Source organism: Streptomyces sp. MAI_2237 (assembly GCF_054189285.1).
Window position 1 is genome coordinate 852,861 of sequence record NZ_JAJPGQ010000009.1, and the last position, 24,098, is coordinate 876,958.

Genomic DNA, 24,098 nt, shown 5'->3' on the forward strand with positions numbered 1-24,098 from the left:
CCCCCCCCCGGGTATTCAACCCGTTCTTCATGGAGGTCACCCGACCATGTTCTTCGCCCAGTACTACCTCGACTGCCTCTCCCAGGCGTCCTACATGATCGCCGACGAGAGCACCGGCCGGGCCGTCGTCGTCGACCCGCGCCGCGACGTCTCCGAGTACCTCACCGACGCCGCCGCCCACGGTTTCACCATCGAGGCCGTCGTCAACACCCACTTCCACGCCGACTTCCTCGCCGGCCACCTCGAACTCGCCGACCGCACCGGCGCCTGGATCGGCTACGGACAGCGCGCCGAGGCCGAGTACCCCATCCGCAAACTGACCGACGGCGAACGCATCGACCTCGGCGACGTACAGCTGCAGATCCTCGAAACCCCCGGCCACACCCCCGAGTCGATCAGCGTCCTGGTCTGCGAGCACGCCCAGGACGCGGTGCCCTACGGGGTGCTCACCGGCGACGCCCTCTTCATCGGCGACGTCGGCCGCCCCGACCTGCTGGCCTCCATCGGCGTGACCGCCGACGAACTCGGCACCATGCTCTACGACACCATCCAGCACAAGCTGATGGACCTGCCGGACGCGGTCCGCGTCTTCCCCGCCCACGGCGCGGGCTCCGCCTGCGGCAAGAACCTCTCCACCCAGCGCCAGTCCACCATCGGCGAACAGCGCGCCACCAACTACGCCTGCCGGCCCATGAGCCGGGAGCAGTTCGTTCAGCTGGTGACCGCCGGGCAGCCCTCCGCACCCGCCTACTTCGTCTACGACGCCATCCTCAACCGCAAGGAACACTGCCTCTTCGACGCCGCCGCCGCACCCGTGCCACTGTCCGCGCAGGAATTCATGCGACGCCGCGCCGACGGCGCGGTCGTCCTGGACGCCCGCTCCCCGCAGGACTTCGCCGCCGGTCATCTGCGCGGCTCGGTCAACGTGCCCGCCGACGGCCGCTTCGCCGAGCAGGCCGGCATGGTCGTCGCCCCCGAACAGGACGTCGTGGTCATCGCCCCGCAGGACCGCGAGGAGGAGATCGTCACCCGGCTCGCCCGGATCGGCTTCGACAAAGTCGGCGGCTACCTGCGCGAGCCCGAAGGAGCCTTCCCCGCCCTGGCCCAGGAGATGACCCAGGCCAGCCGCCTCACCGCCGACGAACTGCGAACCGCCCTCGCCGGGGCCGAACCGCCGCTGGTCCTGGACGTGCGCAACACCGCCGAGCGCGAGGAGGGCCACATCGAGGGCTCGCTGCACATCCCGCTGGCCGAACTCGCCCGCCGCACCCAGGAGATCCCCACCGACCGCCCCCTGGTCGTCCACTGCGCCGGAGGCCACCGCTCCTCCATCGCCGCCAGCCTGCTGCGCCACACCGGCCGCACCGACGTCTCCGACCTGCTCGGCGGCTACGGCGCCTGGCTCGCCCTGCCCGCACCCGCCGACGTGTGAATCCGGCACGACCGCCCCGGTGTCGGCGACAGTGGGAGCGGGGCTTCCCCACCGACCGAGGAACGAGGTGCCACGGTGGACGCAGCGGACTGGGACCAGCGGTATCGGGTCAGCGAACTGGTGTGGCGGGCCGAGCCCAACCGGTTCGTCGAGGAGGAGCTGCGCGACCTGGAACCGTCCGGGCGTGCGGTCGACCTCGCGGCCGGTGAGGGGCGCAACGCGGTCTGGCTGGCGGAGCGCGGCTGGGAGGTCGACGCCGTGGATTTCTCCGGCGTGGCCCTCGAGAAGGCCGAGCGGCTGGCCGCCGACCGGGGCGTGCGGCTGCGTACCGTCCAGGCCGACCTCACGGCCTGGACGGCCCCGGAGGCGACGTACGGCCTCGCGCTGATCTCCTATCTGCACCTGCCGTGGTCGCAGATGGCCCCGGTGCTGTCCCGGGCCGCCGCCTGCGTCCGCGCGGGCGGCACCCTCCTGCTGGTGGGCCACGACGCGGCCAACCCGGCGCGTGGCCACGGCGGCCCGCAGGACCCGGACGTGCTGTACACACCGCAGCAGGTCGCCGACGTGTGGCGGCCCCGCGCCGACATCGTGCGGGCCGAGACCCTCGCGCGGCCGGTGACCGACGCCGAGGGGACCGGCCGTACGGCCCTCGACGCACTCGTGCGCGCCGTGCGGAGATGACACCCGCCCGGCCCCGTCGACGGACTCCGGCCAGGACCGTCCCGGCCCGGGCGCCGACCGGCCGACTGTGGGAAAATACCCTGCAGGGTATGGGGGGCGCAGTGGCCGGCACCGGCGAAGGGACCCGACGATGAGCGACACCACCCCGCTGACCGTCGGCACGGATCTGGACGCACCGGCCACGCCGACCCTGGTCGAGCGGATCAGATCCGGTCTGGTCGGCGACGACGAGGTGCTGGAGGGGCCGTACGGCCCCAAACGCCTCGTCTACGCCGACTACACGGCCTCCGGCCGCTCACTGGACTTCCTGGAGGACTTCATCCGTGAGCAGGTGCTGCCGCGTTACGGCAACACACACACGGAGAGTTCCAGCACCGGGCTGCAGACGACCCGGCTGCGCGAGGACGCCCGCCGGATCATCCGGGACGCGGTCGGCGGCACGCCGGACGACCTGGTGATCTTCTGCGGCTCCGGCGCGACCGCCGCGGTCAACAAGCTGGTCGGCATCCTGGGCCTGCGCGGCCCCGACCGGCCCGCGCCCAAGCGGCGCCCGGTGGTGTTCGTCGGACCGTACGAGCACCACTCCAACGAACTGCCCTGGCGCGAGTCGGTCGCCGACGTGGTGGTGATCGACGCGGACGCCGACGGCCACATCGACCTCGACCACCTGCGGGCGGAGCTGCTGCGCCACGCCGGGCGTCCGCTGCTGATCGGCAGCTTCTCCGCCGCGTCCAACGTCACCGGCATCCTCACCGACACCGACCGCGTCGCCGCCCTGCTGCACGCACACGGCGCCCTGTCCTTCTGGGACTACGCGGCGGCGGCGCCGTACATCCCGATACGGATGGCCGAGAGCACGCCGGGGGCCGGGGACCACAAGGACGCGCTGTTCGTCTCACCGCACAAGTTCGTCGGCGGCCCGCAGACCCCGGGCGTGCTCGTCGTGCGCCGCCGGCTGGTGCGCAACGCGGTGCCCACCGCCCCCGGCGGCGGCACGGTCGCCTTCGTCGACCCCCTCGGCCACCGCTACCTCGACGACCCCGTCGCCCGGGAGGAGGGCGGTACGCCGGCGATCGTGGAGTCCGTCAGGGCCGGGCTGGTCTTCGCCCTCAAGCAGGCCGTGGGCACCGACGCCATCCAGGCCGCCGAGGAGCGGCACTGGCGCTACGCCCTGGCCCGCTGGGACCGCAACGACGGCATCGAGATCCTCGGCGACCACCACGCCCGGCGGCTGTCCATCGTCTCCTTCCGCATCCGCCACGGCGCGCACGCCTATCTGCACCACAACTACGTCGTCGCCCTGCTCAACGACCTCTTCGGCATCCAGGCCCGCGGCGGCTGCTCCTGCGCCGGCCCCTACGGCCACCGGCTGCTGGCCATCGACGCGGTCACCTCCCACGCCCTGCTGGACGAGATCACCCGCGGCTGCGACGGCATCAAGCCCGGCTGGGTCCGCCTGAACTTCAACTACTTCATCAGCGACGCCGTGCGTGACTACCTCGTCGACGCGGTCGACCTGATCGCCACGCACGGCCACCGGCTCCTGCCCGACTACCGCTTCGATCCGCACACCGGACAGTGGCGCCACCACCACGGCCCCGCCGAACCCCCGCTGCGGCTGACGGACGTGCGCTTCGGCGCCGACGGGCCGATCATCGCCCCCGCCGTCCGCCGCCCGCACCTGGGCGAGGAGGCACTGGCCGATCAGCTGGAACAGGCCCGCGAGGCGCTGGTCGCCCGCCCCGGCCGTCTCGACGCCGGCCCGACCGGACTGCCCGCCGACTTCGAGCGCATGCGCTGGTTCCCGCTGCCGCCCGTCTGCCTGGAACAAACCCGGCCAGGGGCCGGTTGAGCCGAGCGAACACCCTGCCCGACGTCAGCAGTCCGCTGCGGCCAGAGGCACCTCGCGCCGCCCGCGCGAGGTGCCCCGGATGCGCGGCCTCAGCGGGTGCGCAGGACGGAGAGGGCGGCGTCCAGGTCGGCCGCGCGCGGGCGGTTGTGGGGCAGCTTGCCCAGCACGACCGCCATGCCGCACGTGTTGGTCAGGGCGGAGAAGACCAGACCGCCCGCCATGGCGGCCGAGATCAGCAGCAGGGCCGGATGCACCAGCAGGCCCAGGGCGAGACCGAGGAGGACCAGCGTGCCGACGGTGAAGCGCACCTGGCGCTCCATGCTCCAGGCGGAACGGGTCGCGCAGGCCGCGGGCGTGTGCAGGTCGTGTCCCTCGGCGGCCCAGGCACCGGTGCCGCCGGCCAGGGTCGCCGTGGCGATGCCCTCCTCGGCCAGCAGCTTGCAGGCGTTCTCGGAGCGGGCCCCGGAGGCGCACACGACGAGGACGTCGCCGCGCCCTGCGGCGTGCCGTATCTCCGGCAGCGCCCGCCGGACGTGGTCCAGCGGGATGTTCAGCGCCCCGGGGAGGTGACCGGAGGCGTACTCGGCGGGCGTGCGCACGTCGATGACGGTGAACTCCTGCAGCCGGGTGCGGGCCTGGTCGGGGCCGAGGGAGAGGGGGGAGGTGGGGTGGGTCATGACAGGTGTGATCCTTAATGGTCGACGCCGTCCCGAACCGGGACGTACAGTACCCCTAGGGGTATTTCTAGGAGTGATCGTGGAACTTGAACTCGAGGGTGCGGATCTCAAGGCCGTGCTGAACCGGCTGCGCCGCGCACAGGGTCAGATCTCCGGAGTGATCCGGATGATCGAGGAAGGCCGTGACTGCGAGGAGGTCGTCACCCAGCTCGCCGCCGCGTCCCGAGCGCTGGACCGCGCCGGTTTCGCGATCATCGCGACAGGGCTGCAGCAGTGCGTGACGGACATGGAGTCGGGGCGCAAGAACGGCGAGGACCCCGAGGCGATGCGCGCCCGCCTGGAGAAGCTGTTCCTGTCCCTGGCCTGAGGACGCCCGCCGCGCGGTCGCTCACAGCAGCCCGTCGACGAACATGAAGACCGCCACGGCCAGCAGCACCACCGCGAAGATCCGCTGGAGCGTATGCCCGGAGACCTTCGCGGACAGCCGCTTGCCGTCCCAGGCGCCCAGCACGGCGGCCGCGATGAACGGCCCGACGACCGTCCAGTCGAGGGTCTCGACCGTGCCGGCGCGCATCGACAGGGCGGCAAGCGAGTTGACGGTGATGACGAGCAGGCTGGTGCCCACGGCGTTGCGCATGCGCATCCCGAGCACCCCGACGAGTGCCGGAACGGCGAGGAAACCGCCGCCGACACCGAGGACGCCGGTGACCGCGCCGAGGCCGGCGCCGGCCGCCGCGGCCCGCCCGGGACGCACCGTCACGGTGCCTTCCGCGGCCGGCCGGGAGCGCAGCATGCGCACGGCGGCCACGCCCGCGACCACGGCGAACGCCGATGTCAGGACGGCCGCCGGGATACTGGAGGCGAGTGCGCCGCCCAGCATCGCCGGGCCGATCCCGGCCGCCGCGAACAGCAGTCCGGTGCGCCAGCGCACATGGCCGTCACGGGCGTGGGCGACGAGCGCGGTGACCGAGGTGATGGTGACGATGACCAGGCTGGCGGTCGTCGCCCCCACCGGACTGAAGCCCAGCAGATAGATCAGCGCGGGGACGGCCAGGACGCTCCCGCCGCCGCCGAGCGCGCCCAGCGCCAGGCCGATCACGGCTCCGGCGGCCAGGGCGAGGACGACCGCGCTCACGCTATCGTGCCGTTGCCGCCGCGGGCGTCCACCACCGGCAGCCCCGCCGCGACCCAGTCCCGCATCCCGCCGATCACGTCGACGGCCTCCGAACCGCGGGCCACGAGCAGTTCCGCGGCCTGCCGGGAGCGGTTGCCGGACCGGCAGATCACGATCAGGGGCCGGGCCTGCGCGCGGGAGGGCAGTCCCGCCCCGGCGGCCAGCGCGGACAGCGACAGATGCACGGCACGCGGCGCGTGCCCGGCCTGCCACTCGTACGGCTCCCGTACGTCCAGCAGTACGGCGTCGGCGCCACCGTCGCCGTGCCCGGTGCGTTGGGCGGCCACCTGCACGCTGACCCGGCCCGGACCGCCCCGGTCCCGTCGGAAGATGCTCATGTCGGTTTCTGGCTCCTGTTCTCGCCTGTGGTTCAAAAGTCCGGTACGCCGGTACGGCATCAGGGGGTCCGGACGGTGAGGCCCGCCTTGCCGGCGGCGTCGAAGGAGTCGTCGACGGCCACGACGTCCCGGCCCGCGGCGTCCAGCAGGGAGGCCGCGACGGCGGCGCGCATGCCGCCGGCGCAGTGCACCCACACCTCGCCGTCGGGGATCTCGGCGAGGCGGCGGGGCAGTGTGTGGACGGGGATGTGCACCGAGCCCTCGATGTACCCGTCGGACCGCTCCGACGCCCGGCGCACGTCCAGGACGACGACGTCGTCCCCGGCCCGTCCGGCGAGGTCGGCGAAGGTACCCCGTGCGAAGGCGGCCGGCTCTTCGCCCTCGCGCAGCCACTGGGCGGGGCCGCCGGTGGCCGCGGCCGCCGGACGGTCGATGCCCACCCGCACCAGCTCGCGCTGTGCGGCGGCGAGCTGCTCGGGCGACTCGGCGAGGAGGGTGACGGGCTTGCCCCAGGGGATCAGCCAGGCCAGGTAGGTGGCGAGCTGCCCCTCCGCCTCGAAGTTGAAGGAGCCGGCGACATGGCCCTGGGCGAAGGCGACTCGGTTGCGCAGGTCCACCACCCACTCCCCCGCGGCCAGCCGGGCGGCGATCTCGCCGGCGTCCGCGACGGCGGGCGGGGTCAGGTCGACCGGCGCCGGACCGGTGGCGTTGGCCGGTCCCATGTGCGTGTAGTAGGCGGGGACGTCGTCCAGGCCGGCCAGCAGGTCGGCGACGAAGGAGTCGACGTCCCGGGTCAGGGCCTCGTTGGACACCTTCTCCTTGCCGATGGTGGTGTCACCGCCCTCGGACTGCGTGGACGAGCAGAAGCTGCCGAATCCGTGGGTGGGCAGGACGGCCGTCTCGTCGGGCAGCTCGGCGGCCAGGCGGCGGGCGGAGGCGTGCTGCGCGCGGGCCAGGCCCTCGGTCAGCCGGGGCTCGACCAGGTCGGGCCGGCCGACGGTGCCGATCAGGAGCGAACCGCCGGTGAACACGGCGATCGCCGCGCCGTTCTCCTCCAGGACGTAGGAGGTGTGGTGCGGGGTGTGCCCGGGCGTGGCCAGCGCGCGCAGGGTCAGGCCGGCCTCGGCGTCGATCTCCGTCCGGTCGCCGTCGGCCACCGGCACCCGTGCGAAGGAGACTCGGGCGGCGGCGGGCACCAGGTAGGCGGCTCCGACGACCCGGGCCAGCTCGAGGCCGCCGGTGACGTAGTCGTTGTGCACGTGCGTCTCGACCACGTGCGAGATCCGCACCCCCCGTCGGGCCGCCGCGGCGATCACCTGGTCGATGTCGCGGGGTGGATCCACCACCACCGCGGTCCGCTCACCTCCCGCGAGATAGCTGCGGTTGCCGAGTCCGGCGACCTCGATCGTGTCGACGAAGAACACGAGGTACTCCCTTCCGGTGAAGATTTACCCCTGGGGGTATACCTACGACGGTAGCATGAGTACCCCGGGGGGTATTTTTGAGGGCAGGTAGACCCCAGTCATCACGACCCGAGTACCTCGCCCGTGCCCGGACACCCGTCCCGCGCCGCGCGAACGACGAGAAGAAACGGATCACCGCCATGCGCTACGACCGCACAGTCCGCCTCGACGCCGACTTCGCCACCGCCGTCGCCCGCACCCGTGAGGCGCTGGCCGAGCAGGGCTTCGGCATCCTCACCGAGATCGACGTCACCGCCACGCTCAAGGCCAAGCTGGACCACGACATGGAGGACTACGTGATCCTCGGCGCCTGCAACCCGCCCCTCGCGCACCGCGCCCTGGACACCGACCGCTCGATCGGGCTGCTGCTGCCCTGCAACGTGGTCGTCCGCCGTGACGGCGACGGCACCGTCGTCCAGGCCCTGGATCCGAACACGATGGTCGCCCTCACCGAACTCGACGCCCTGCGCCCGGTCGCCGAGGAGGCCACCCGCCGCCTCGACGCCGCACTCGCCGCACTCGCCGCGACGGACGGGCAGAACTGACCCCGCGCAGGGCGCGGGGTCAGGGGTTCCTCAGCCCACCACGGGCGGGGTGCTCGGCGACGACGGGGGAACGCCGGTGACCGAGGGGGCGGATGCGCCCGCACTCGGGCTCGTCGAGACCTCACCGGAGGCGGTAGGCATGGAACCGGGCCCGCCGGTCGGCGACGACGACGGCCCGTCGGTCACTGCGGGCGACGAGGTGGCGGCCGTCACCGACGGCGAGGCGCCGCGGGCCGGTCCGGTGGGCGTGGGTGACGCGGGCACCCTGCCGAGCGGCCTGAGGACCGCGTCGGTCACCAGACCCTGGCCGTCCGTCGTGAGCACCACGGGGTTTCCGGAGCCGAGCAGCCGGTCGCAGCCGAGGTTGGTGAACGTCTGGTTGGCGCGAGAGGCCAGGAAGCCGAAGAGGTTCGGTGCGGTGGCCGGGTCCGGCGAGGGCGCGGTCCGCAGGAGCGAGCGGTCCTTGAAGACGCGGTGGATGCCGGACGGCCCGGCGAAGAGCTTCCTGCAGTACGCGGCCCCGTTGCCGTCGTCGCCCGCTCCGACCGGGGGCATGTCGACTCCGGCCCGGTAGAGGTCGGTCTTGCGGACACTGGCGTGGCCGTCGACGAGCGTCATCGGGTCGTTCTGCGGGATCAGGGCGATCGGCGCCCGCTGACGGGCCGCGGCGGACAACTCGTCCAACGGCAACGCCGACGAGGCCCGGCCGTCGCTGGACTGGTCGGGCGCGGTGAAGGGCGTGCAGCCGAGCGCGGGGTCGATGAAGTGGGTCAGCAGCAGGTTGTCGCTGCCGTTGGTGAGGTCCGCGGGCTTCGCGCCCGCCCGGCGCAGGACCGCCCGGCTCGCGGCGTTGTTCTGGGCGGTGCGTCCACGGGCGTCGGCGAGGTAGTGGGTGACCACGTTGTCGCTGCCGTCCTGGTCCACGACCGAGAAGTCCCGCGTGGTCGGACAGGGCAGGCCGTCCCTGGCGGTCCCGAGTGGGGGAATCCTCAAGTGCTTCTGGGCCTTCTGCACGTCGGCGGCGCGGAAGAAGGCGGGTGCGTTGCAGTACGCGAACTGGCCGAAGGGGGAGCCCGGCGCGCCGTTGACGCACCTGCCCTGCGCGAGGCTGTCGGCGCGGCCGCTCGACTTCAGGGTGAGCTGGGCGGCGTTGAACCCGAACCATATGCCGACCGTCGAGCCCTTCGGCACCCTGGGCCGGACGGTCCTCGCGGCCGGCCTCGTCCCCCGGTCGATCACCAGCGGGTCGTAGACGGTCAGCTTGCCGTCCCTGGTCAGGATCGCGGCCTCGACGAAGGCCGCCTGGCCGGGATCGGCCTCGTGGCAGGGGCCCTGGCGCGGGTCCGTCGCGACGAGCCGGTAGGGCGTGGCCAGTCCTCGGGCGGTGAGGGGGTGCTCCGGAACCACCAGCGTGCAGTTCGGGTCCGGTTCTGCGGCCTGCGTCGACCGCGCGGCAGTTCCCCCGCCGGGCTGGTGCCGGTGGTGGCCGCCGGCCGCGAACACCGATCCGGCGACGACGGCCAGGATCATCGGCCCTCCGACGACGGCGAGCGACCACTTGGACCGCGCACGGCGCCGGGCGTGCTCGCGCCGTACGGTGTGCGGCGCCTGCGACTCGTTCCGGGGCACTGTTCTGCTCCTCACTGCGCTTCCCACCCGTGGGCCAGCGACGTTAACAGCGCGTACGTGGACAACTCACAGCTCTTTGCCAACGAAACGAACGTCCGGCACCGCGGCAGGCGGGTCACCGGCGACCTGAAGTCGCCGGTGAACAAGAAGGATTCAGTTGATGCCGTCCGGATCGGCTGTGACGCACGGCTGTGGAAGACGCGGCGAATTTGCGGTGGCCACGGCGCGCGGTACGCGTCAGGGCCGGCGCGAGCGGGCCGAGGACTCCGGTCGGAAAGCGCCTTCGCCCTGTCGGGTGGAGACGCGGTACAGCTCCTGCGAGGTGCTGATCAGTTCCTGGCGCTCCTCGGGCGAACCGACCATGGGCTGCGAGCCGTTGAGCGGGACCTGCGCGGTCTCGGGCAGGAACTTCACCGTCACCAGGCCGATCACCCCGGCCAGCATCAGGTAGTAGGCGGGCATCAGGTCGTCGCCGGTGACGTTGACCAGTGCTTCGGTGACGAGCGGGGTGGTGCCGCCGAACGCCGCGACCGCGATGTTGAAGCCTATGCCCATCGCCGCGTACCGGACGGCCGTCGGGAAGAGGGCGGGCAGAGTGGCGGCACTCGGCGCGGCGAAGCAGGCCAGCAGGGTGGAGAGGATCAGCACGCCGAGGATCGGCGGCCACGTTCCCGACATCTTGATCAGCTGGAAGGAAGGCACCGCGAGCACGATCATCGCGGCCGCCGAGACCCCGTAGACCGGACGCCTGCCGATCCGGTCGCTGAGGCGACCGATGAAGGTGATCAGCACGACGATCCACACCATGCCGGTCAGCACCAGCACGTCGGCGGAACTGCTGGACCGGTTGAGCGTCTCCGTCTGATACGTCGGCAGGAAACCGGTGACCATGTAGTTCGTGACGTTGTAGAGGAGCACCAGCCCCATGCAGATCAGCAGCGGCCGCCAGTGGCGGGTGACGATCGACTTCAGCTCGCTGCCCGCCGACTCCTGGGCGATGCTCCTGTCGTGCTCGTCCAGTTGCTGCTGGAACGCCGGCGACTCCTCCAGCTTGAGCCGCATGTAGAGGCCGATCACGCCCAGCGGGCCGGCGATCAGGAACGGCAGACGCCAGCCCCAGGCCAGCATCTGATCGTCGGTGAGCGCCAGGTTCAGCACGGTCACCAGCGCGGAACCGAGCGCGTAGCCCACGAAGGTGCCGAAATCCAGCCAGCTGGAGAGGAATCCGCGGCGCCGGTCCGGTGAGTACTCGGCCACGAACGTGGTGGCGCCGCCGTACTCGCCGCCGGTGGAGAAGCCCTGCACCATCCGGGCGACGAGCAGCAGGATCGGCGCGGCGATGCCGATCGTCGCGTAACTGGGGATGAGGCCGATGGCGAAGGTACCGATCGCCATCATGATCATCGTGGTGGCCAGGACCTTCTGCCGGCCCAGGCGGTCGCCGAGGGGGCCGAAGACGAGCCCGCCGAGGGGCCGGACGACGAACGCGGCCGCGAACGTGGCGAAGGAGGAGACGACCTGCGCGCCGGGAGAGGCGCCCGGGAAGAAGACCTTGCCGATGGTGGCGGCCAGGTAGCTGTAGACGCCGAAGTCGAACCACTCCATGCAGTTGCCGAGCGCCGAGGCGCCCACCGCGCGCCGCAGCAGCGGCGGCTCGACGACCTGGACGTCGTCGGCGCCGAAGGCGTGCTTCTTGCGCCGCAGCCGGCGCGTGAGTTCCTCGCGCACCTGCCGAGGCAGTTCCGCGACCGCCTTCGGCACCTGCGCCGGCCTCGGATCGGACGCTCCGTCGGGCACGGCCCCGGTCACGTTTCCACCCTCTTTCGACCACGTGCTGCTTCGCTGAGGCGAATTCTGCGGCAGGCGCGAGCCCGCCACACGCCAGGCTTCTGCCCGTGATCACTGAGGTCATACGTGTGAGATCGCCGCCCGGGGCGACTCCGCGCCCCGCCCTGGCGCACGGCAGTGGCGCAAAGGGCGGGTGCCGGATCGCGGGGAGTTCAGCCCCGGGGGCGTGGGTGCCGTCGTCGTGTACGACCGTCACCGGTCACGGCTTGCGGGCGAGACCCCCGTGCTCCGCGACGACCTCGGGGGCGGGTGAGCCGGGCTCGGGACGCCACTGGGTGACCGACACGACGCCGGGGTCGACGAGTTCCAGACCGTCGAAGAACCGGGTGATGTCCTCGACGGTGCGCAGGTTGTACGGGACGGCTCCGCTGTCGTTGTAGGCGTCCTGGGCCTCTTCGAAGACAGGGTCGATGCCGCGTGAGCCGTCGTTGACGCAGAGGTAACTGCCGGACGGCAGAGCGTCCATGAGCCGGCCGACGATGGCGCGGGCCTGGTCGTAGTCGGCGACGTGTCCGAGGATGTTGCTGAGGATGAGCGCGGTGGGGCGTTCGAAGTCCAGTGTCTCCGCGGCCGCCGCGAGGATGCGCTCCGGGTCCGTCACGTTCGCGTCGATGTAGGCCGTCGCGCCCTCGCGGGAGGAGTAGAGCAGGGCGCGGGCGTGGGCCAGGACCATGGGGTCGTTGTCGACGTAGACGATCCGCGCCTCGGGGGCGATCCCCTGGGCGACCTCGTGGGTGTTCTGGGCGGTCGGCAGGCCGGTGCCGACGTCCAGGAACTGCCGGATGCCCGCCTCGGACACCAGATGGGTGATGGTGCGGCGCAGGAAGGCCCGGCTGCTGCGGGCGATGGTGACGATGCCGGGGAAGACGGCGGTGTAGGCGTCGCCGGCCTCCTCGTCGACGGGGTAGTTGTCCTTGCCGCCGAGCCAGTAGTTCCAGATCCGTGCCGAGTGCGGGACCGACGTGTCGATCGTCTGGCTCAGTCTGTCGGGCGTCGCCCCGGGATCGGTCATCTGCCGGTCCGCCTTTCACCGCGTTGTGATCGAGTCACAGCACAACCTACGCCCCAACACGCCCCGATCGCCTTCGGGTTCGGCCTTTCCGACGGGCACGGTGGAGCCGGTGGTCACGAGGGCGCAACCAACCTTCCGTCCGTGTCAGTCGTCACCCATGACGACGTGTACCGCTTTCACTCGATTCCACCCTCGGCCAACCCCCCACAGTCCACGAAAGAGGCCGCATGCTCCGCATCCACTTCACGCCCGAGGACTTACAGAACATCCGGATCTCCCGTCGCCCCGATCCCCTGTGGGAACTGGTCTGCGCGACCTGCCGGCTGAGCACGCATCAGGGACCGCTGGAGTTCGGGGCCTGGCGCCGCTCCGTGCGTGAACGGCTGGCCGGCGACCCGATGTCGCAGCGCGCCGTGCTCGCCCTGCAGACGCTCGTCCCACCCGTCGGATACATCCCCGACTTCCTCACCCCGTCCTCCGTCCCCGAGGGAGGTCTGGCCGCGGCCCTGGAGGTGGTGGGGGCCACGCCTGCAAGGCGTCTGCGACACGAGTTGACCAGGCTGGGCACGGCGCGGCCGCTGCCCGCGTGGACCACGGCTCTCGGCCGGCCGGAAGGCCACGGCATGCGCTCCCTGGTGAAGGCGCTGGAGATCTCCTCCGGGGCGCTGCTCGGACCCCGCTGGCCGCACGTCCGCCGGGCCATCCACGACGAGATCGACGTGCGGTCCCGGATACTCCTCGACGGCGGCGTCCTGGCCCTGCTGGAGAGCCTGCGCCCGCACGCCCAGTGGAAGGCGCCCGTCCTGGAGGTGGACTACCCCACCCACCGCGACCTCCATCTGGAGGGCCGCGGCCTGCACCTCGTCCCGTCCTACTTCTGCTGGCGCCGGCCCACCGCCCTCGCCGATCCCGCCCTCGGCCCCGTCCTCGTCTATCCCGTCACTGCGCGGCCGCTCGACGTGACGGCCCTGCGCCACGGCGGTCTGGACCGCCTGCTGGGCCGCACCCGGGCCTCGGTCCTCACTGAGGTCGCCCGTGGACGCGCCCGCACCACCTCCGAAGTCGCCTCCGCCGTCGGCATCGCCCTGCCCAGCGCCAGCTACCAGCTCACCGTGCTGAGGGACGGAGGGCTGGTGGCGAGCCATCGCGAGGGGCAGTACGTCCGTCACTCGGTGACGCCCATGGGCCACCGGCTCCTGGACGGGGACGCGAACAGACTGCAGGAGACGGGCGTCGCCTCGGGTCTCGGCCGGTCTTGAGGACCGAGCCGCGGCCTTCGACGTTTCGAGCAGGTTCGAAAGGCTTCGGCCCGCCGGGGGGCCGGGCCATCATCACCGACGGGACGCGGCACGGCGGAACCCGTGCCGCGCACATCGCAGATCACACGGGGGAACCATGAGCCTGATCCGCGCACACCGCCTGGCCCGTCGCGCCGCGACGGCGGGCGTCACCCTTCTGACCGCCGCGGCCCTGGGGACCGCCGGAGCCACCGCGTCCAGCGCCGACACCGCGGCACCACAGACCCGGCAGATCGCCTCGTCGGTGCTCGGCAGCACCTACAAGATCACCCTGACGGCGGTGCGGTCGACGCAGGACGAGTACGCCGCTTCCGTGCGGATGCAGGTGTACACGCACACCACCGGCGCCTGGAAGGAGTCCGACCGGGTCACCGTGGGCGAGGCCGACGGCTGGTTCTGGTACCCGCTCACCGGGGACGGTGCCGTGTGCGAGTTCTCGACCGCGAGCACCGAGCCCGCGCCCGTCGCGGTCAGCCTGCTGGTCACACCGTCCCTCGGCTGCTCCGGCTCGGCGCACTACGTGGTGAAGCAGGGCAAGGTGTACGCCGGCTGAGGGGGGCCGGGGGGCGGCCGGTGCGCGGGGCGACCTCTCGTCCCGCGCACCGGCCGCCGCGGCTCAGGCGCCGGCGCTTGCGGGGCCGTAGAGCGCCGCGATGTCCTTCGACGCCGCCCAGCGGCTGTAGGTGGGCGACTGGGGCCAGCCCTCGGGCGAGTCCTGCCACTCCTCCTGCCGTCCGTGGGGCAGCAGATCGATGAGCGCGAACGTGTGGCTGAGCTGCTCGGTGCCCCGGCCGTCGGTGTGCCAGGTGCGGTGGACCCGGTCGCCGTCGCGCAGGAAGACGTTGACCGCGAAGCCGCCGCCGGGCGGGGCGCCGACGTCCGCGCCGAAGGGGCTGTCGGCGGTGGAGTACCAGGTCATACGGTTGCCGACGCGCCGTTTGTAGGCCAGTGCCTCCTCGATGGGGCCCTGGGTGACGACGACGAACCGGGCGTCGTAGGCGTCCAGGAACTCCAGGCGGGTGAACTGCGAGGTGAATCCGGTGCAGCCCGGGCACTGCCATTCCTGGCCGGCGAACCACATGTGGTGATAGACGATCAGTTGCCTCTTGCCGTCGAAGACGTCCGCCAGCCGGACCGGGCCCTCCTCGCCCCGCAGGACGTAGTCGGGCATCTCGACCATCGGCAGTCGCCGGCGCTCGGCGGCGATGGCGTCGAGTTCCCTGGTCGCCGCCTTCTCGCGGGCACGCAGTGCCTGCAGGCGGCGTTCCCATGTCGCGGCGTCGACGACCGGGGGCAGTGCTTGGGCTGTCATGGTTCCCTCACAGAACTCGTAGGCGCTCGTCCTCCAGGGCGGTAGACCCCTGTCGGCCGCGAAACTCATCGGCCGGCCGCACCACGGTTCTCCGATGCGGGGATCACTCCACCGGGTGTCCGGGGTCGATGTCGAGCGCCTCGCGCAGCCGCAGCAGCTGCCCCTCGGTCCGGCCGCCCCACGCCACGGGTTCCAGGACGAACCCGGTGTGGTCACCGTCCTCGACGCGGCGTACGACGCTGCCGACGAACCACGCCGCGGCGTCCTCCAGCAGGACCGTCCCGCCGTGGCCGCTCCGCCAGCGCACGCGGGCGAACTTGTCGGTCCGCGCGCCGCACTCCCCGCCGAACAGCTCGGCGAGGTCGTGCTGTTCGCGGTCGAGGAGGTGGACGGCGAGAAAGTCCGCGGCGCGGGCGACCTCGTAGGTGTGGTTGGCCGTGGACAACCACACCATGAACCGCACCGGCCGCATGGAGCACTGGGAGAAGAAGCCCACCAGGCATCCCGACCGCCGCCCCTCGGCGGCGGCCGTGACCACGCACATCTCCGGGTCGAGCCGGTCCGTGAACGCGTCGGCCCCGTCCACCTGCCATCACTCCCGTCCTGCGGTGCGGACTCTGCCCCACCAGCTCACCACACGTGTGCCCTGCCTTCCCGCCCCTTCACTTCCCGAAGCGGAGGGCGCCATACCCCCAGGCGGCAACTCACTTCCCTCAACTCTTACTTCACATCTTGACGGAAGTGGTCCGTACCTTTAGTTTCACCGGGCGACCCACCCCCCACGAAAGGGCGCCCGCCATGGCCAGACCCTTCCCCCTGCCCGCGTCCGCCGTCCTCGCGGTCACCGTCCTCACCCTCTCCGGCGGCCTGCTCGCCGCCTCCCCCGCGCAGGCCGCCACCGGCACCGTCACCGGCCTCGCCGGCAAGTGCCTGGACGTGGCCGGAGCCAACTCCGCGGACGGCACGGCCGTTCAGCTCTACGACTGCAACGGCACCGCCGCCCAGCAGTGGACCGTCGGCGGCGACGGCACCGTCCGCGCCCTCGGCAAGTGCCTGGACGTGACCGGCAATGCGACCGCGGACGGCGCCAAGGTGCAGCTGTGGACCTGTACCGGCGGCGCCAACCAGAAGTGGACGGTCACCGCCGCGCACGACATCGTCAACCCGCAGGCGAACAAGTGCCTGGACGTCACCGACAACTCCTCCGCCAACGGCGCCCGCGCCCAGATCTGGAGCTGCACGGGCGCGGCCAACCAGAAGTGGAACGCGCCCGCCTCCGACAACGGCGGCACCCCGTCCTCCCCCATGGCGGTGGCGCCGTACCTGTACAACGGCTGGGGCAGCCCGCCGAACCCGGCCACCATCACCGACGCGACCGGCGTGAAGTGGTTCACGCTCGCCTTCGTGCTCAGCAACGGCTACTGCAACCCGCAGTGGGACGGCGGCCGCCCGCTGACCGGCGGGGTCGACCAACAGACCGTGAACACCGTGCGGGCGGGCGGCGGTGACATCATCCCGTCGTTCGGCGGCTACAGCGGCAACAAGCTGGAGAGCTCCTGCTCCAGCGCGGGCGAACTCGCCGCCGCCTACCAGAAGGTGATCAACGCCTACGGGCTGAAGGCGATCGACATCGACATCGAGGCCGACGCCTACGGCAACCCCACCGTCCAGCAGCGCACGGTCGACGCGCTGAAGACCGTCAAGGCCGGCAACCCGGGCCTGAAGGTGTACATCACGATCGGCACCGGCCAGAGCGGCCCCGACACCAGCCTGATCAACCGGGCCGCCTCCTCGGGCCTCGCCGTCGACGCCTGGGCCATCATGCCCTTCGACTTCGGCGGCGCCGGCCAGAACATGGGCAACCTCACCGTCCGGGCCGCCGAGGGACTGAAGAACGCGCTGAGGAACGCCTACGGCTACAGCGACGACCAGGCCTACCGGGACATGGGCATCTCGTCCATGAACGGCGTGACCGACGACAACGAGACGGTCACCGTCGCGGACTTCCGCACCATCCTCGCCTACGCCCAGCAGCACCACCTGGCCCGTCTGACGTTCTGGTCGGCCAACCGCGACCGTCCGTGCACCGGCGGCCCGGCCGACAGTTGCTCCGGTGTCGGCCAGTCCGACTGGGACTACACCCGCGTCTTCGCGCAGTACACCGGCTGAGACCCACCCCCGGCTAGGAGAACCCATGCTTTCCCTACCGCGCCGTGGCAGATCCCTCGCCGCCGCACTCGTGGCCGTGACGGCCGCGTCCCTCCTCGGCACAGCGCCCGCGCAGGCTGCCGCCTCCGCCCTGCCCACCGGCTTCGCCACCGTCATGAACGCCGCGAGCGGCCGCTGCCTCGACGCCAAGGCCGCCGCCACCGCCAACGGCACCGCCGTCCAGCAGTACGCCTGCAACGGCACCAACGCCCAGCGGTGGAGCTTCACCACCACCGACAGCGGCTACGTACGGATCAACAACGCCAACGACACGGGCCAGGTCGTGGACGTGGCCGACGTCTCCACCGCCGACAACGCCCAGGTGCACCTGTGGAGTTACGGCGGCGGCGCCAACCAGCAGTGGCTGCCCGTGGCCGACGGGGGCGGCGCCTACCACTTCGTCAACCGCAACAGCGGCAAATGCCTGGACGACCCGAGCGCCTCGACCGCCGACAGCGTGCAGTTCGTGCAGTACAGCTGCAACGGCTCCGCCGCCCAGCGCTTCCAGGTCGTCCCCGTCGACCAGTCGACGGCCGCCCCCGACCTCGGTCCGAACGTCGTCGTCTTCGACCCCTCGATGTCGTCCTCGACGATCCAGAGCAGGCTGAACTCGATCTTCCAGCAGCAGGAGACCAACCAGTTCGGCTCCCAACGCTACGCGGTGCTGTTCAAGCCGGGCTCCTACGACGCCGACGTCAACGTCGGCTTCTACACCCAGGTGCTGGGCCTCGGCCTGTCCCCCGACGCGGTGACCGTCAACGGCGCGGTGCACGCCGAGGCCGACTGGTTCCAGGGCAACGCCACCCAGAACTTCTGGCGCGGTGCGGAGAACCTGTCGGTCAACCCGGCCGGCGGCAGGGACCGTTGGGCGGTCTCGCAGGCGGCGCCGTACCGCCGGATGCACCTTCGCGGCGGCCTCGCTCTCGACGACGGCGGCTGGTCCAGCGGCGGCCTGCTCGCCGACAGCAAGATCGACGGACAGGTGGACTCCGGCAGCCAGCAGCAGTGGCTGACCCGCAACTCCCAGCTCGGCAGCTGGACCGGCTCCAACTGGAACATGGTCTTCACCGGCAGCACGGGCGTCCCCTCCACCACCTTTCCCAGCCCGCCGTACACGACGGTCGCGCAGAGCCCGGTGACGCGCGAGAAGCCCTTCCTGTACGTCGACGGCAACGGCGCCTACCAGGTGTTCGTCCCGTCCGTGCGGTCCAACTCCACCGGCACCAGCTGGGCGGGCGGCAGCCCCTCGGGCTCCTCCCTGGCGCTCGACACCTTCTATGTCGTCAAGCCGGGCGCCACCGCCGCCCAGATCAACTCCGCACTCTCGGCGGGCAAGAACCTGCTCTTCACACCGGGCGTGTACCACCTCGACCAGACCTTGCAGGTCAACCGCGCCGACACGGTCGCCCTCGGCCTGGGCCTGGCCACCCTCGTCCCCGACAACGGCGTCACCGCGATGAAGGTCGCCGACGTCGACGGCGTGAAGATCGCGGGCCTGCTGTTCGACGCCGGGACCACCAACTCGCCCTCCCTGCTGGAGGTCGGGCCGGCCGGCTCCGCCGCCTCCCACGCGGCCGACCCGACCTCCCTGCACGACGTCTACTTCCGCGTCGGCGGCGCGGGCGTCGGCAAGGCCACCACCAGCCTGATCGTCAACAGCGACAACGTCATCGGCGACCACATGTGGATCTGGCGCGCCGACCACGGCAGCGGCGTCGGCTGGACCAGCAACACCGCGGACACCGGGCTGATCGTCAACGGTGACGACGTCACCATGTACGGCCTGTTCGTGGAGCACTTCCAGAAGTACCAGACCATCTGGAACGGCAACGGCGGCCGCACGTACTTCTTCCAGAACGAGATGCCGTACGACCCGCCCAGCCAGTCCGCCTGGATGAACGGCTCGACGCAGGGTTACGCCGCCTACAAGGTCGCCTCCGGTGTCACCAGCCACCAGGCCTACGGACTCGGCAGCTACTGCTACTTCAACGTCAACCCCTCCGTCGTCGCCGCCCACGCCATCGAGGCACCGAACACCTCCGGCGTCCGCTTCACCAGCATGGTGACCGTCTCCCTCGGCGGCACCGGAACCATCAGCCACGTCGTCAACAACACCGGAGGACCGTCCAACTCCGCCACCAACGTGGCCAACCTGACCAGCTACCCGTAGGAGTCGATGTGCGTCATCCCTTCTCCCGGTCGGGCAGGTCCTCGTCGGGGAGGTCCTCGTCGGGGAGGTCCGCGCTCTCCGCCGTCCTCGGCGCCCTGGCCCTGGCCGTCGCCCTGCCCGCCCAGGCGAACGCCGACGTGCTCACGCTGCTGCCGCAGAACGCCGACGGCCTGGAGCAGACCTTCTCCCCCGCCTACGACTACGACGGCGACGGCTGCTACGCCACGGCCGCCATCGGCGCGGACGGCACGATCAACCCCGGCCTGAAGCTCGGCGGCGACGTCAACGGGCACTGCCACGACTACGCCCAACTCGCCAACGCCAACACGTACTCACGCGAGAAGTGCAACAACGGCTGGTGTGCGGTGATGTACGCCAGCTACTTCGAGAAGGACCAGGCCACCCTGGGGCCCGCGGCCATCGGGCACCGCCACGACTGGGAGCACGTGGTGGTGTGGATCAACGACGACCAGGTGCGGTACGTGTCGGTCTCCCAGCACTCGGGCTACCAGGTCGCGGCCGCCTCGTCCGTCCGCTTCGACGGCACCCACCCGAAGATCGTCTACCACAAGGACGGTGTCTCCACCCACGACTTCCGCTTCGCCAACGGCAATGACGACCCGCCGGAGAACGTCACGGGCGGCTGGTTCTATCCGCGTCTGGTGGGCTGGAACGGCTATCCCGCCGGCTACCGGGACAAGCTGCTGAGCGCGGACTTCGGCGCCGCCACCATCAAGATCAAGGACGGCGACTTCCCGTACGCGCTGGCCCACTCCATGCCGTCCGGCATCCCCTTCGATCCCAACGCCTGATCCCGCCCGAGACGACCGCCGGTCCCCCAGGGACCGGCGGTCTTTTCGTGTCCTGAGGTCAGGATGTACTGGAGGTTGTTGAAGCGCTTCAACAACTCCATTAGCGGCCCAGGACGGTCAACGAGCCCGCCAGGGAGAAAGTTTCGCGGTGCTACGGCTCTTGTTTCGACAGAAACATGTCATTACCGTTCGCGGGCAGATGAAGCGCTTCGACGATCGCTTCGCCGATCCAGAACGGAATCGACCGAGTGTCAGACACACCGCCGTCGCCCACCACCGTGTCCAACCCCGTGATCCCCGGTTTCCACCCCGATCCCAGCGTCTGCCGGGTCGGCGAGGACTACTACCTCGCCTGCTCCAGCTTCGAGTACTTCCCCGGCGTGCCCGTCTTCCACAGCCGGGACCTGGTGCACTGGACGCAGATCGGCAACGCCCTGGACCGGCCGGGACAGCTGCGCCTGCCTGCGGACTCGCCCTCCTCGGGCGGCATCTACGCGCCCACCCTGCGCCACCACGACGGCCGGTTCTGGCTCATCGTCACCAACGTCAGCGCCGACGGCAATCTGCTGGTCACGGCCGACGATCCGGCAGGCCCCTGGTCCGATCCGGTTCTGCTGCCCGGCGTGCGGGGCATCGACCCGGACCTGGCCTGGGACGAGGACGGAACGTGCTGGTGCACGGTCGCCGGAGTCTCCCAGATCCGCCTCGACCCCCGCACCGGTGAGACCCTCGGCGCCGCGCGGCGGCTTTGGTCCGGCATGCCCGGCGCCAAGGCCCCGGAGGCGCCGCACCTGTACCGGATCGGCGACTGGTGGTACCTGCTCATCGCCGAGGGCGGCACCGAGCGCTGCCACGGTGTGTCCGTCGCCCGCGCGCGCACGCCCGAGGGCCCGTTCGAGCCCTGCCCGGCCAATCCGGTCCTCACCCACCGCGGCACCGACCGTCCCGTGCAGAACACCGGCCACGCCGACCTGGTCCAGGCGCCCGACGGCTCCTGGTGGATGGTGCTGCTCGGGGTGCGTCCCGGCGGCGGCACCCCCGGCTGGCACGTCCTGGGCCGCGAGACCTTCCTGACACCGGTGACCTGGGTGGACGACTGGCCGGTCGTCGGCGAGGTGACTCTCGACCTGCCCGCGCCCCCCTGGCCGCTCGTGCCCGGTCCGGCGGAGCCCGTGCGGGACGACTTCGGCCTCGGAGCACTACGGCCCCAGTGGATCTCCCTCCGGGACCGTCCGGCGGAGCACTGCACCACCACGGAGCGGTCCGGCTGGCTCACGCTGCACGCCCGGGGCGGCTCGCTCGACCAGCCGGACGTCGTCTTCGTCGGCCGCCGCCAGCAGCACCTGACCTGCGAGGCCCGCACCCTGATCGACGCGTCGCAGGGGCGCGGCGGGCTCGCGGTCCGGCTGGACGAGGAGCACCACTACGAGATCGAGGCGTCCGGGACGGAGGTACGGCTGCTCAGCCGCATCGGCCCGCTGCGCACCGTCGTGGCGTCCCGGGCGGTGCCCGCCGGGCCCGTGGTCCTCGCCGTCCGGGTCTTCGGCACCCCGCTGCGGGACGCCCGGACCGGGCCGGACGTCGTCACGCTCGGCGTCGAGGAGCCGGACGGCACGTTCACCGGGCTCGGCACCCTCGACGGGCGCTATCTGTCGACCGAGGTGGCCGGCGGCTTCACCGGCCGGGTCATCGGCATGTACGCCGCGGCCGGCACCGTCCACTTCGACTGGTTCGACTACGAGCCCCTCACCCCCTGACACCGGCCCGCCCCCCTCACTCGGCCCCTGTCCTCACCCTCCCCCCACGGGCGGAACTCCGCTCGGCCAACAGAGAAAGGTCGGAGATGAAGGGAACGAAAGACCCCGGTCACCGCAGCCGCGGACCAGGCCGTGTGCTCGCTCTGCTCCTGACCCTGGTCGCCGCCGTCGGGCTGACCGGCACGACCGCGCTCGCCGCACCGGGCCACGCCGGCACCTCCGCGGCGGCCACCGCACGGGTGCTCGGTCCGAAGGGCGTCGTCGCGGCGATGCAGCCCAGCTGGAACCTCGGCAACACCCTGGACGCCATCCCGGACGAGACCTCCTGGGGCAATCCGCCGGCCACGAAGGCCCTGTTCGACACCATCAGGGCCCAGGGCTTCCGCAGCGTCCGCCTCCCCGTCACCTGGAGCGGCCACCAGTCCGCCACCGCTCCCTACACGATCGACGCGGCCTGGCTGAGGCGAGTCCGGCAGGTCGTCGACTGGGCCCTGTCCGACGGCCTGTACGTGGTGATCAACGTCCACCACGACTCGTGGCAGTGGATATCCTCGATGCCGACCGACCACGACAACGTCCTGGCCCGCTTCAAGGCCACCTGGACCCAGGTCGCCGCCGAGTTCAGGGACTCGCCGCACACCCTGCTGTTCGAGAGCATCAACGAACCGCAGTTCAACAACGCCACGGACACCCAGGGCAGCCATTACCTCGACGAACTCGACACCACGTTCCACACGGTGGTGCGCCAGTCCGGCGGCAACAACGCGACGCGGCTGCTGGTGCTGCCCAGCCTGGGCTCCACGCCGTCCCAGGAGCGCATGGCCCCGCTGGCCGACGAGATCGGCTCGTTGAACGACCCCAACCTCGTGGCCACGGTGCACTATTACGGCTGGTATCCGTTCAGCGTCAACATCGCCGGCGGCACGCGGTTCGACGCCACCTCGCAGAAGGACATGACCGACACCTTCACGGCGATCGGCAACACGCTGATCGCCAAGGGCATCCCGGTGTACATGGGCGAGTACGGCCTCCTCGGCCACCCCGACTTCAACCACCCTGCGCGCGTCGAACAGGGCGAGGCTCTCAAGTACTTCGAGATGCTCGGGTACGAGGCCCGCACCACCGGTGTGACCACGGCCCTGTGGGACGCCTTCAACTTCCTGAACCGCACCACGCTGCAGTGGCGCGACCCCGACCTGATCGGCCAGATCAAGTCGGCCTGGACCACCCGCTCGGGCACCGCGTCCTCGGACCGGGTGTTCCTGGCGAAGTCGCAAGCGATCACGGCCAGGACCCTCACCCTGAACCCCAACGGCCTGACCTTCAAGGGCATGTGGCAGGGCGGCACGAAACTCGCCCAGGGCAGGGACTACACCGTCTCCGGCAACGAACTCACGCTGACGGCCTCCGCGCTGACCCGGCTGGCGGGCAACCGCGCCTACGGGACCAACGCGACCGTCGAGGCCCGGTTCTCCGCCGGGCTGCCCTGGAAGATCTACGTGACCACGTACGACGCACCGGCGCTGTCGGACGCGACCGGCACCACCGGCGGGCTGACCGTCCCGGCCCGGTTCAACGGTGACCTGCTGGCGACCATGGAGTCCACCTACGCCGACGGCAGCAACGCCGGGAACACAAGCTGGACGCCGTACCAGGAGTTCGACGTGGCCTTCTCGCCCGACTATCCAGGCAACGCGATCACCCTGAACGCCGACTACCTCAATGCTCTGCGCGACGGCGCGCAGGCGACGCTCACGTTCCATTTCTGGAGCGGAGCCACCGTCACGTACCACCTCACGAGGTCCGGAAGTTCGGTGACGGGCACCGTCGCCTGACGGCCGCCCCGGGTGCCGCACGGCCGGCACCCGGGGTTCCGGGCCGGCTCTTCGG

At 71.4% G+C, this 24,098-nt stretch carries 21 protein-coding genes; 12 read left to right on the plus strand and 9 right to left on the minus strand.

The window, feature by feature from the left end:
• Positions 1-46: 46 nt before the first annotated feature.
• The 3 genes from LN251_RS39270 to LN251_RS39280 all read left to right on the plus strand — a co-directional run bounded on the left by LN251_RS39270 (position 47) and on the right by LN251_RS39280 (position 3,965).
• Positions 47-1,432 (plus strand): rhodanese-like domain-containing protein, encoded by a 1,386-nt coding sequence (locus tag LN251_RS39270; protein WP_458248927.1) that lies wholly within the window; start codon positions 47-49, stop codon positions 1,430-1,432.
• A 75-nt stretch (positions 1,433-1,507) separates the two neighbouring features.
• Complete coding sequence (locus LN251_RS39275; protein WP_458248928.1) at positions 1,508-2,113, plus strand: class I SAM-dependent methyltransferase; 606 nt, start codon at positions 1,508-1,510, stop codon at positions 2,111-2,113.
• A gap of 130 nt (positions 2,114-2,243) precedes the next feature.
• Entirely contained in the window at positions 2,244-3,965 is a 1,722-nt protein-coding gene (locus tag LN251_RS39280; RefSeq protein ID WP_458248929.1) for an aminotransferase class V-fold PLP-dependent enzyme, read from the plus strand.
• A gap of 89 nt (positions 3,966-4,054) precedes the next feature.
• Here LN251_RS39280 and LN251_RS39285 read toward each other — a convergent pair whose 3' ends face one another.
• A complete protein-coding gene (locus tag LN251_RS39285; protein ID WP_458248930.1) occupies positions 4,055-4,642 on the minus strand; it encodes a rhodanese-like domain-containing protein in 588 nt (195 codons plus the stop codon).
• A 79-nt stretch (positions 4,643-4,721) separates the two neighbouring features.
• On the opposite strand from LN251_RS39285, the gene LN251_RS39290 reads away from it, so the two are divergent.
• Positions 4,722-5,009 carry a metal-sensitive transcriptional regulator gene (locus LN251_RS39290; RefSeq protein ID WP_058921210.1) on the plus strand — a complete coding sequence of 96 codons (288 nt, stop codon included), beginning with the start codon at positions 4,722-4,724 and terminating at the stop codon, positions 5,007-5,009.
• Between the two features lie 21 nt (positions 5,010-5,030).
• Here LN251_RS39290 and LN251_RS39295 read toward each other — a convergent pair whose 3' ends face one another.
• Genes LN251_RS39295 through LN251_RS39305 form a run of 3 tightly spaced genes read right to left on the minus strand, consistent with a single transcriptional unit; the run spans position 5,031 to position 7,578 of the window.
• Entirely contained in the window at positions 5,031-5,777 is a 747-nt protein-coding gene (locus LN251_RS39295) for a sulfite exporter TauE/SafE family protein (RefSeq protein ID WP_458248931.1), read from the minus strand.
• Positions 5,774-6,154, minus strand: coding sequence for a rhodanese-like domain-containing protein (locus tag LN251_RS39300; protein WP_458248932.1), 381 nt, complete (start codon positions 6,152-6,154; stop codon positions 5,774-5,776). Before LN251_RS39300 ends, LN251_RS39295 begins: the two co-directional genes overlap by 4 nt.
• Before the next feature lie 59 nt (positions 6,155-6,213).
• Complete coding sequence (locus LN251_RS39305) at positions 6,214-7,578, minus strand: rhodanese-like domain-containing protein (RefSeq protein WP_458248933.1); 1,365 nt, start codon at positions 7,576-7,578, stop codon at positions 6,214-6,216.
• 179 nt (positions 7,579-7,757) lie between these two features.
• Between LN251_RS39305 and LN251_RS39310 the strand changes: the two genes are divergently transcribed.
• Positions 7,758-8,162 carry a DUF302 domain-containing protein gene (locus LN251_RS39310; RefSeq protein WP_058921214.1) on the plus strand — a complete coding sequence of 135 codons (405 nt, stop codon included), beginning with the start codon at positions 7,758-7,760 and terminating at the stop codon, positions 8,160-8,162.
• Positions 8,163-8,192: 30 nt separating this feature from the next.
• Here LN251_RS39310 and LN251_RS39315 read toward each other — a convergent pair whose 3' ends face one another.
• The 3 genes from LN251_RS39315 to LN251_RS39325 form a co-directional block, all read right to left on the minus strand.
• Positions 8,193-9,791, minus strand: coding sequence for a hypothetical protein (locus LN251_RS39315; protein ID WP_458248934.1), 1,599 nt, complete (start codon positions 9,789-9,791; stop codon positions 8,193-8,195).
• A 237-nt stretch (positions 9,792-10,028) separates the two neighbouring features.
• Complete coding sequence (locus LN251_RS39320) at positions 10,029-11,600, minus strand: MFS transporter (protein ID WP_458248935.1); 1,572 nt, start codon at positions 11,598-11,600, stop codon at positions 10,029-10,031.
• Positions 11,601-11,838: 238 nt separating this feature from the next.
• On the minus strand, positions 11,839-12,651 hold the full coding sequence (locus tag LN251_RS39325; RefSeq protein ID WP_458248936.1) for an SAM-dependent methyltransferase: 813 nt from the start codon (positions 12,649-12,651) through the stop codon (positions 11,839-11,841).
• A gap of 227 nt (positions 12,652-12,878) precedes the next feature.
• On the opposite strand from LN251_RS39325, the gene LN251_RS39330 reads away from it, so the two are divergent.
• Entirely contained in the window at positions 12,879-13,910 is a 1,032-nt protein-coding gene (locus LN251_RS39330; protein ID WP_458248937.1) for an ArsR/SmtB family transcription factor, read from the plus strand.
• Positions 13,911-14,046: 136 nt separating this feature from the next.
• Positions 14,047-14,502 carry a hypothetical protein gene (locus LN251_RS39335; RefSeq protein WP_458248938.1) on the plus strand — a complete coding sequence of 152 codons (456 nt, stop codon included), beginning with the start codon at positions 14,047-14,049 and terminating at the stop codon, positions 14,500-14,502.
• 63 nt (positions 14,503-14,565) lie between these two features.
• Here the strand turns inward: LN251_RS39335 and LN251_RS39340 are convergent, their stop codons facing one another.
• Positions 14,566-15,261 carry a DUF899 domain-containing protein gene (locus LN251_RS39340; protein ID WP_458248939.1) on the minus strand — a complete coding sequence of 232 codons (696 nt, stop codon included), beginning with the start codon at positions 15,259-15,261 and terminating at the stop codon, positions 14,566-14,568.
• Between the two features lie 103 nt (positions 15,262-15,364).
• Positions 15,365-15,847: a flavin reductase family protein gene (locus tag LN251_RS39345; protein WP_458248940.1), complete on the minus strand. Its 483-nt coding sequence runs from the start codon at positions 15,845-15,847 to the stop codon at positions 15,365-15,367.
• Between the two features lie 212 nt (positions 15,848-16,059).
• Between LN251_RS39345 and LN251_RS39350 the strand changes: the two genes are divergently transcribed.
• From LN251_RS39350 to LN251_RS39370, 5 genes are all read left to right on the plus strand, one after another.
• Entirely contained in the window at positions 16,060-17,430 is a 1,371-nt protein-coding gene (locus LN251_RS39350) for a lectin (protein ID WP_458248941.1), read from the plus strand.
• A gap of 25 nt (positions 17,431-17,455) precedes the next feature.
• Positions 17,456-19,639: an RICIN domain-containing protein gene (locus tag LN251_RS39355; protein WP_458248942.1), complete on the plus strand. Its 2,184-nt coding sequence runs from the start codon at positions 17,456-17,458 to the stop codon at positions 19,637-19,639.
• 95 nt (positions 19,640-19,734) lie between these two features.
• The gene (locus tag LN251_RS39360; protein WP_458249524.1) at positions 19,735-20,451 is read left to right on the plus strand and encodes an NPP1 family protein; all 717 of its coding nucleotides are present in this window, start codon (positions 19,735-19,737) and stop codon (positions 20,449-20,451) included.
• A 248-nt stretch (positions 20,452-20,699) separates the two neighbouring features.
• The gene (locus tag LN251_RS39365; RefSeq protein WP_458248943.1) at positions 20,700-22,208 is read left to right on the plus strand and encodes a glycoside hydrolase family 43 protein; all 1,509 of its coding nucleotides are present in this window, start codon (positions 20,700-20,702) and stop codon (positions 22,206-22,208) included.
• A gap of 86 nt (positions 22,209-22,294) precedes the next feature.
• Positions 22,295-24,043 carry a cellulase family glycosylhydrolase gene (locus LN251_RS39370; RefSeq protein ID WP_458248944.1) on the plus strand — a complete coding sequence of 583 codons (1,749 nt, stop codon included), beginning with the start codon at positions 22,295-22,297 and terminating at the stop codon, positions 24,041-24,043.
• Positions 24,044-24,098: the final 55 nt, after the last annotated feature.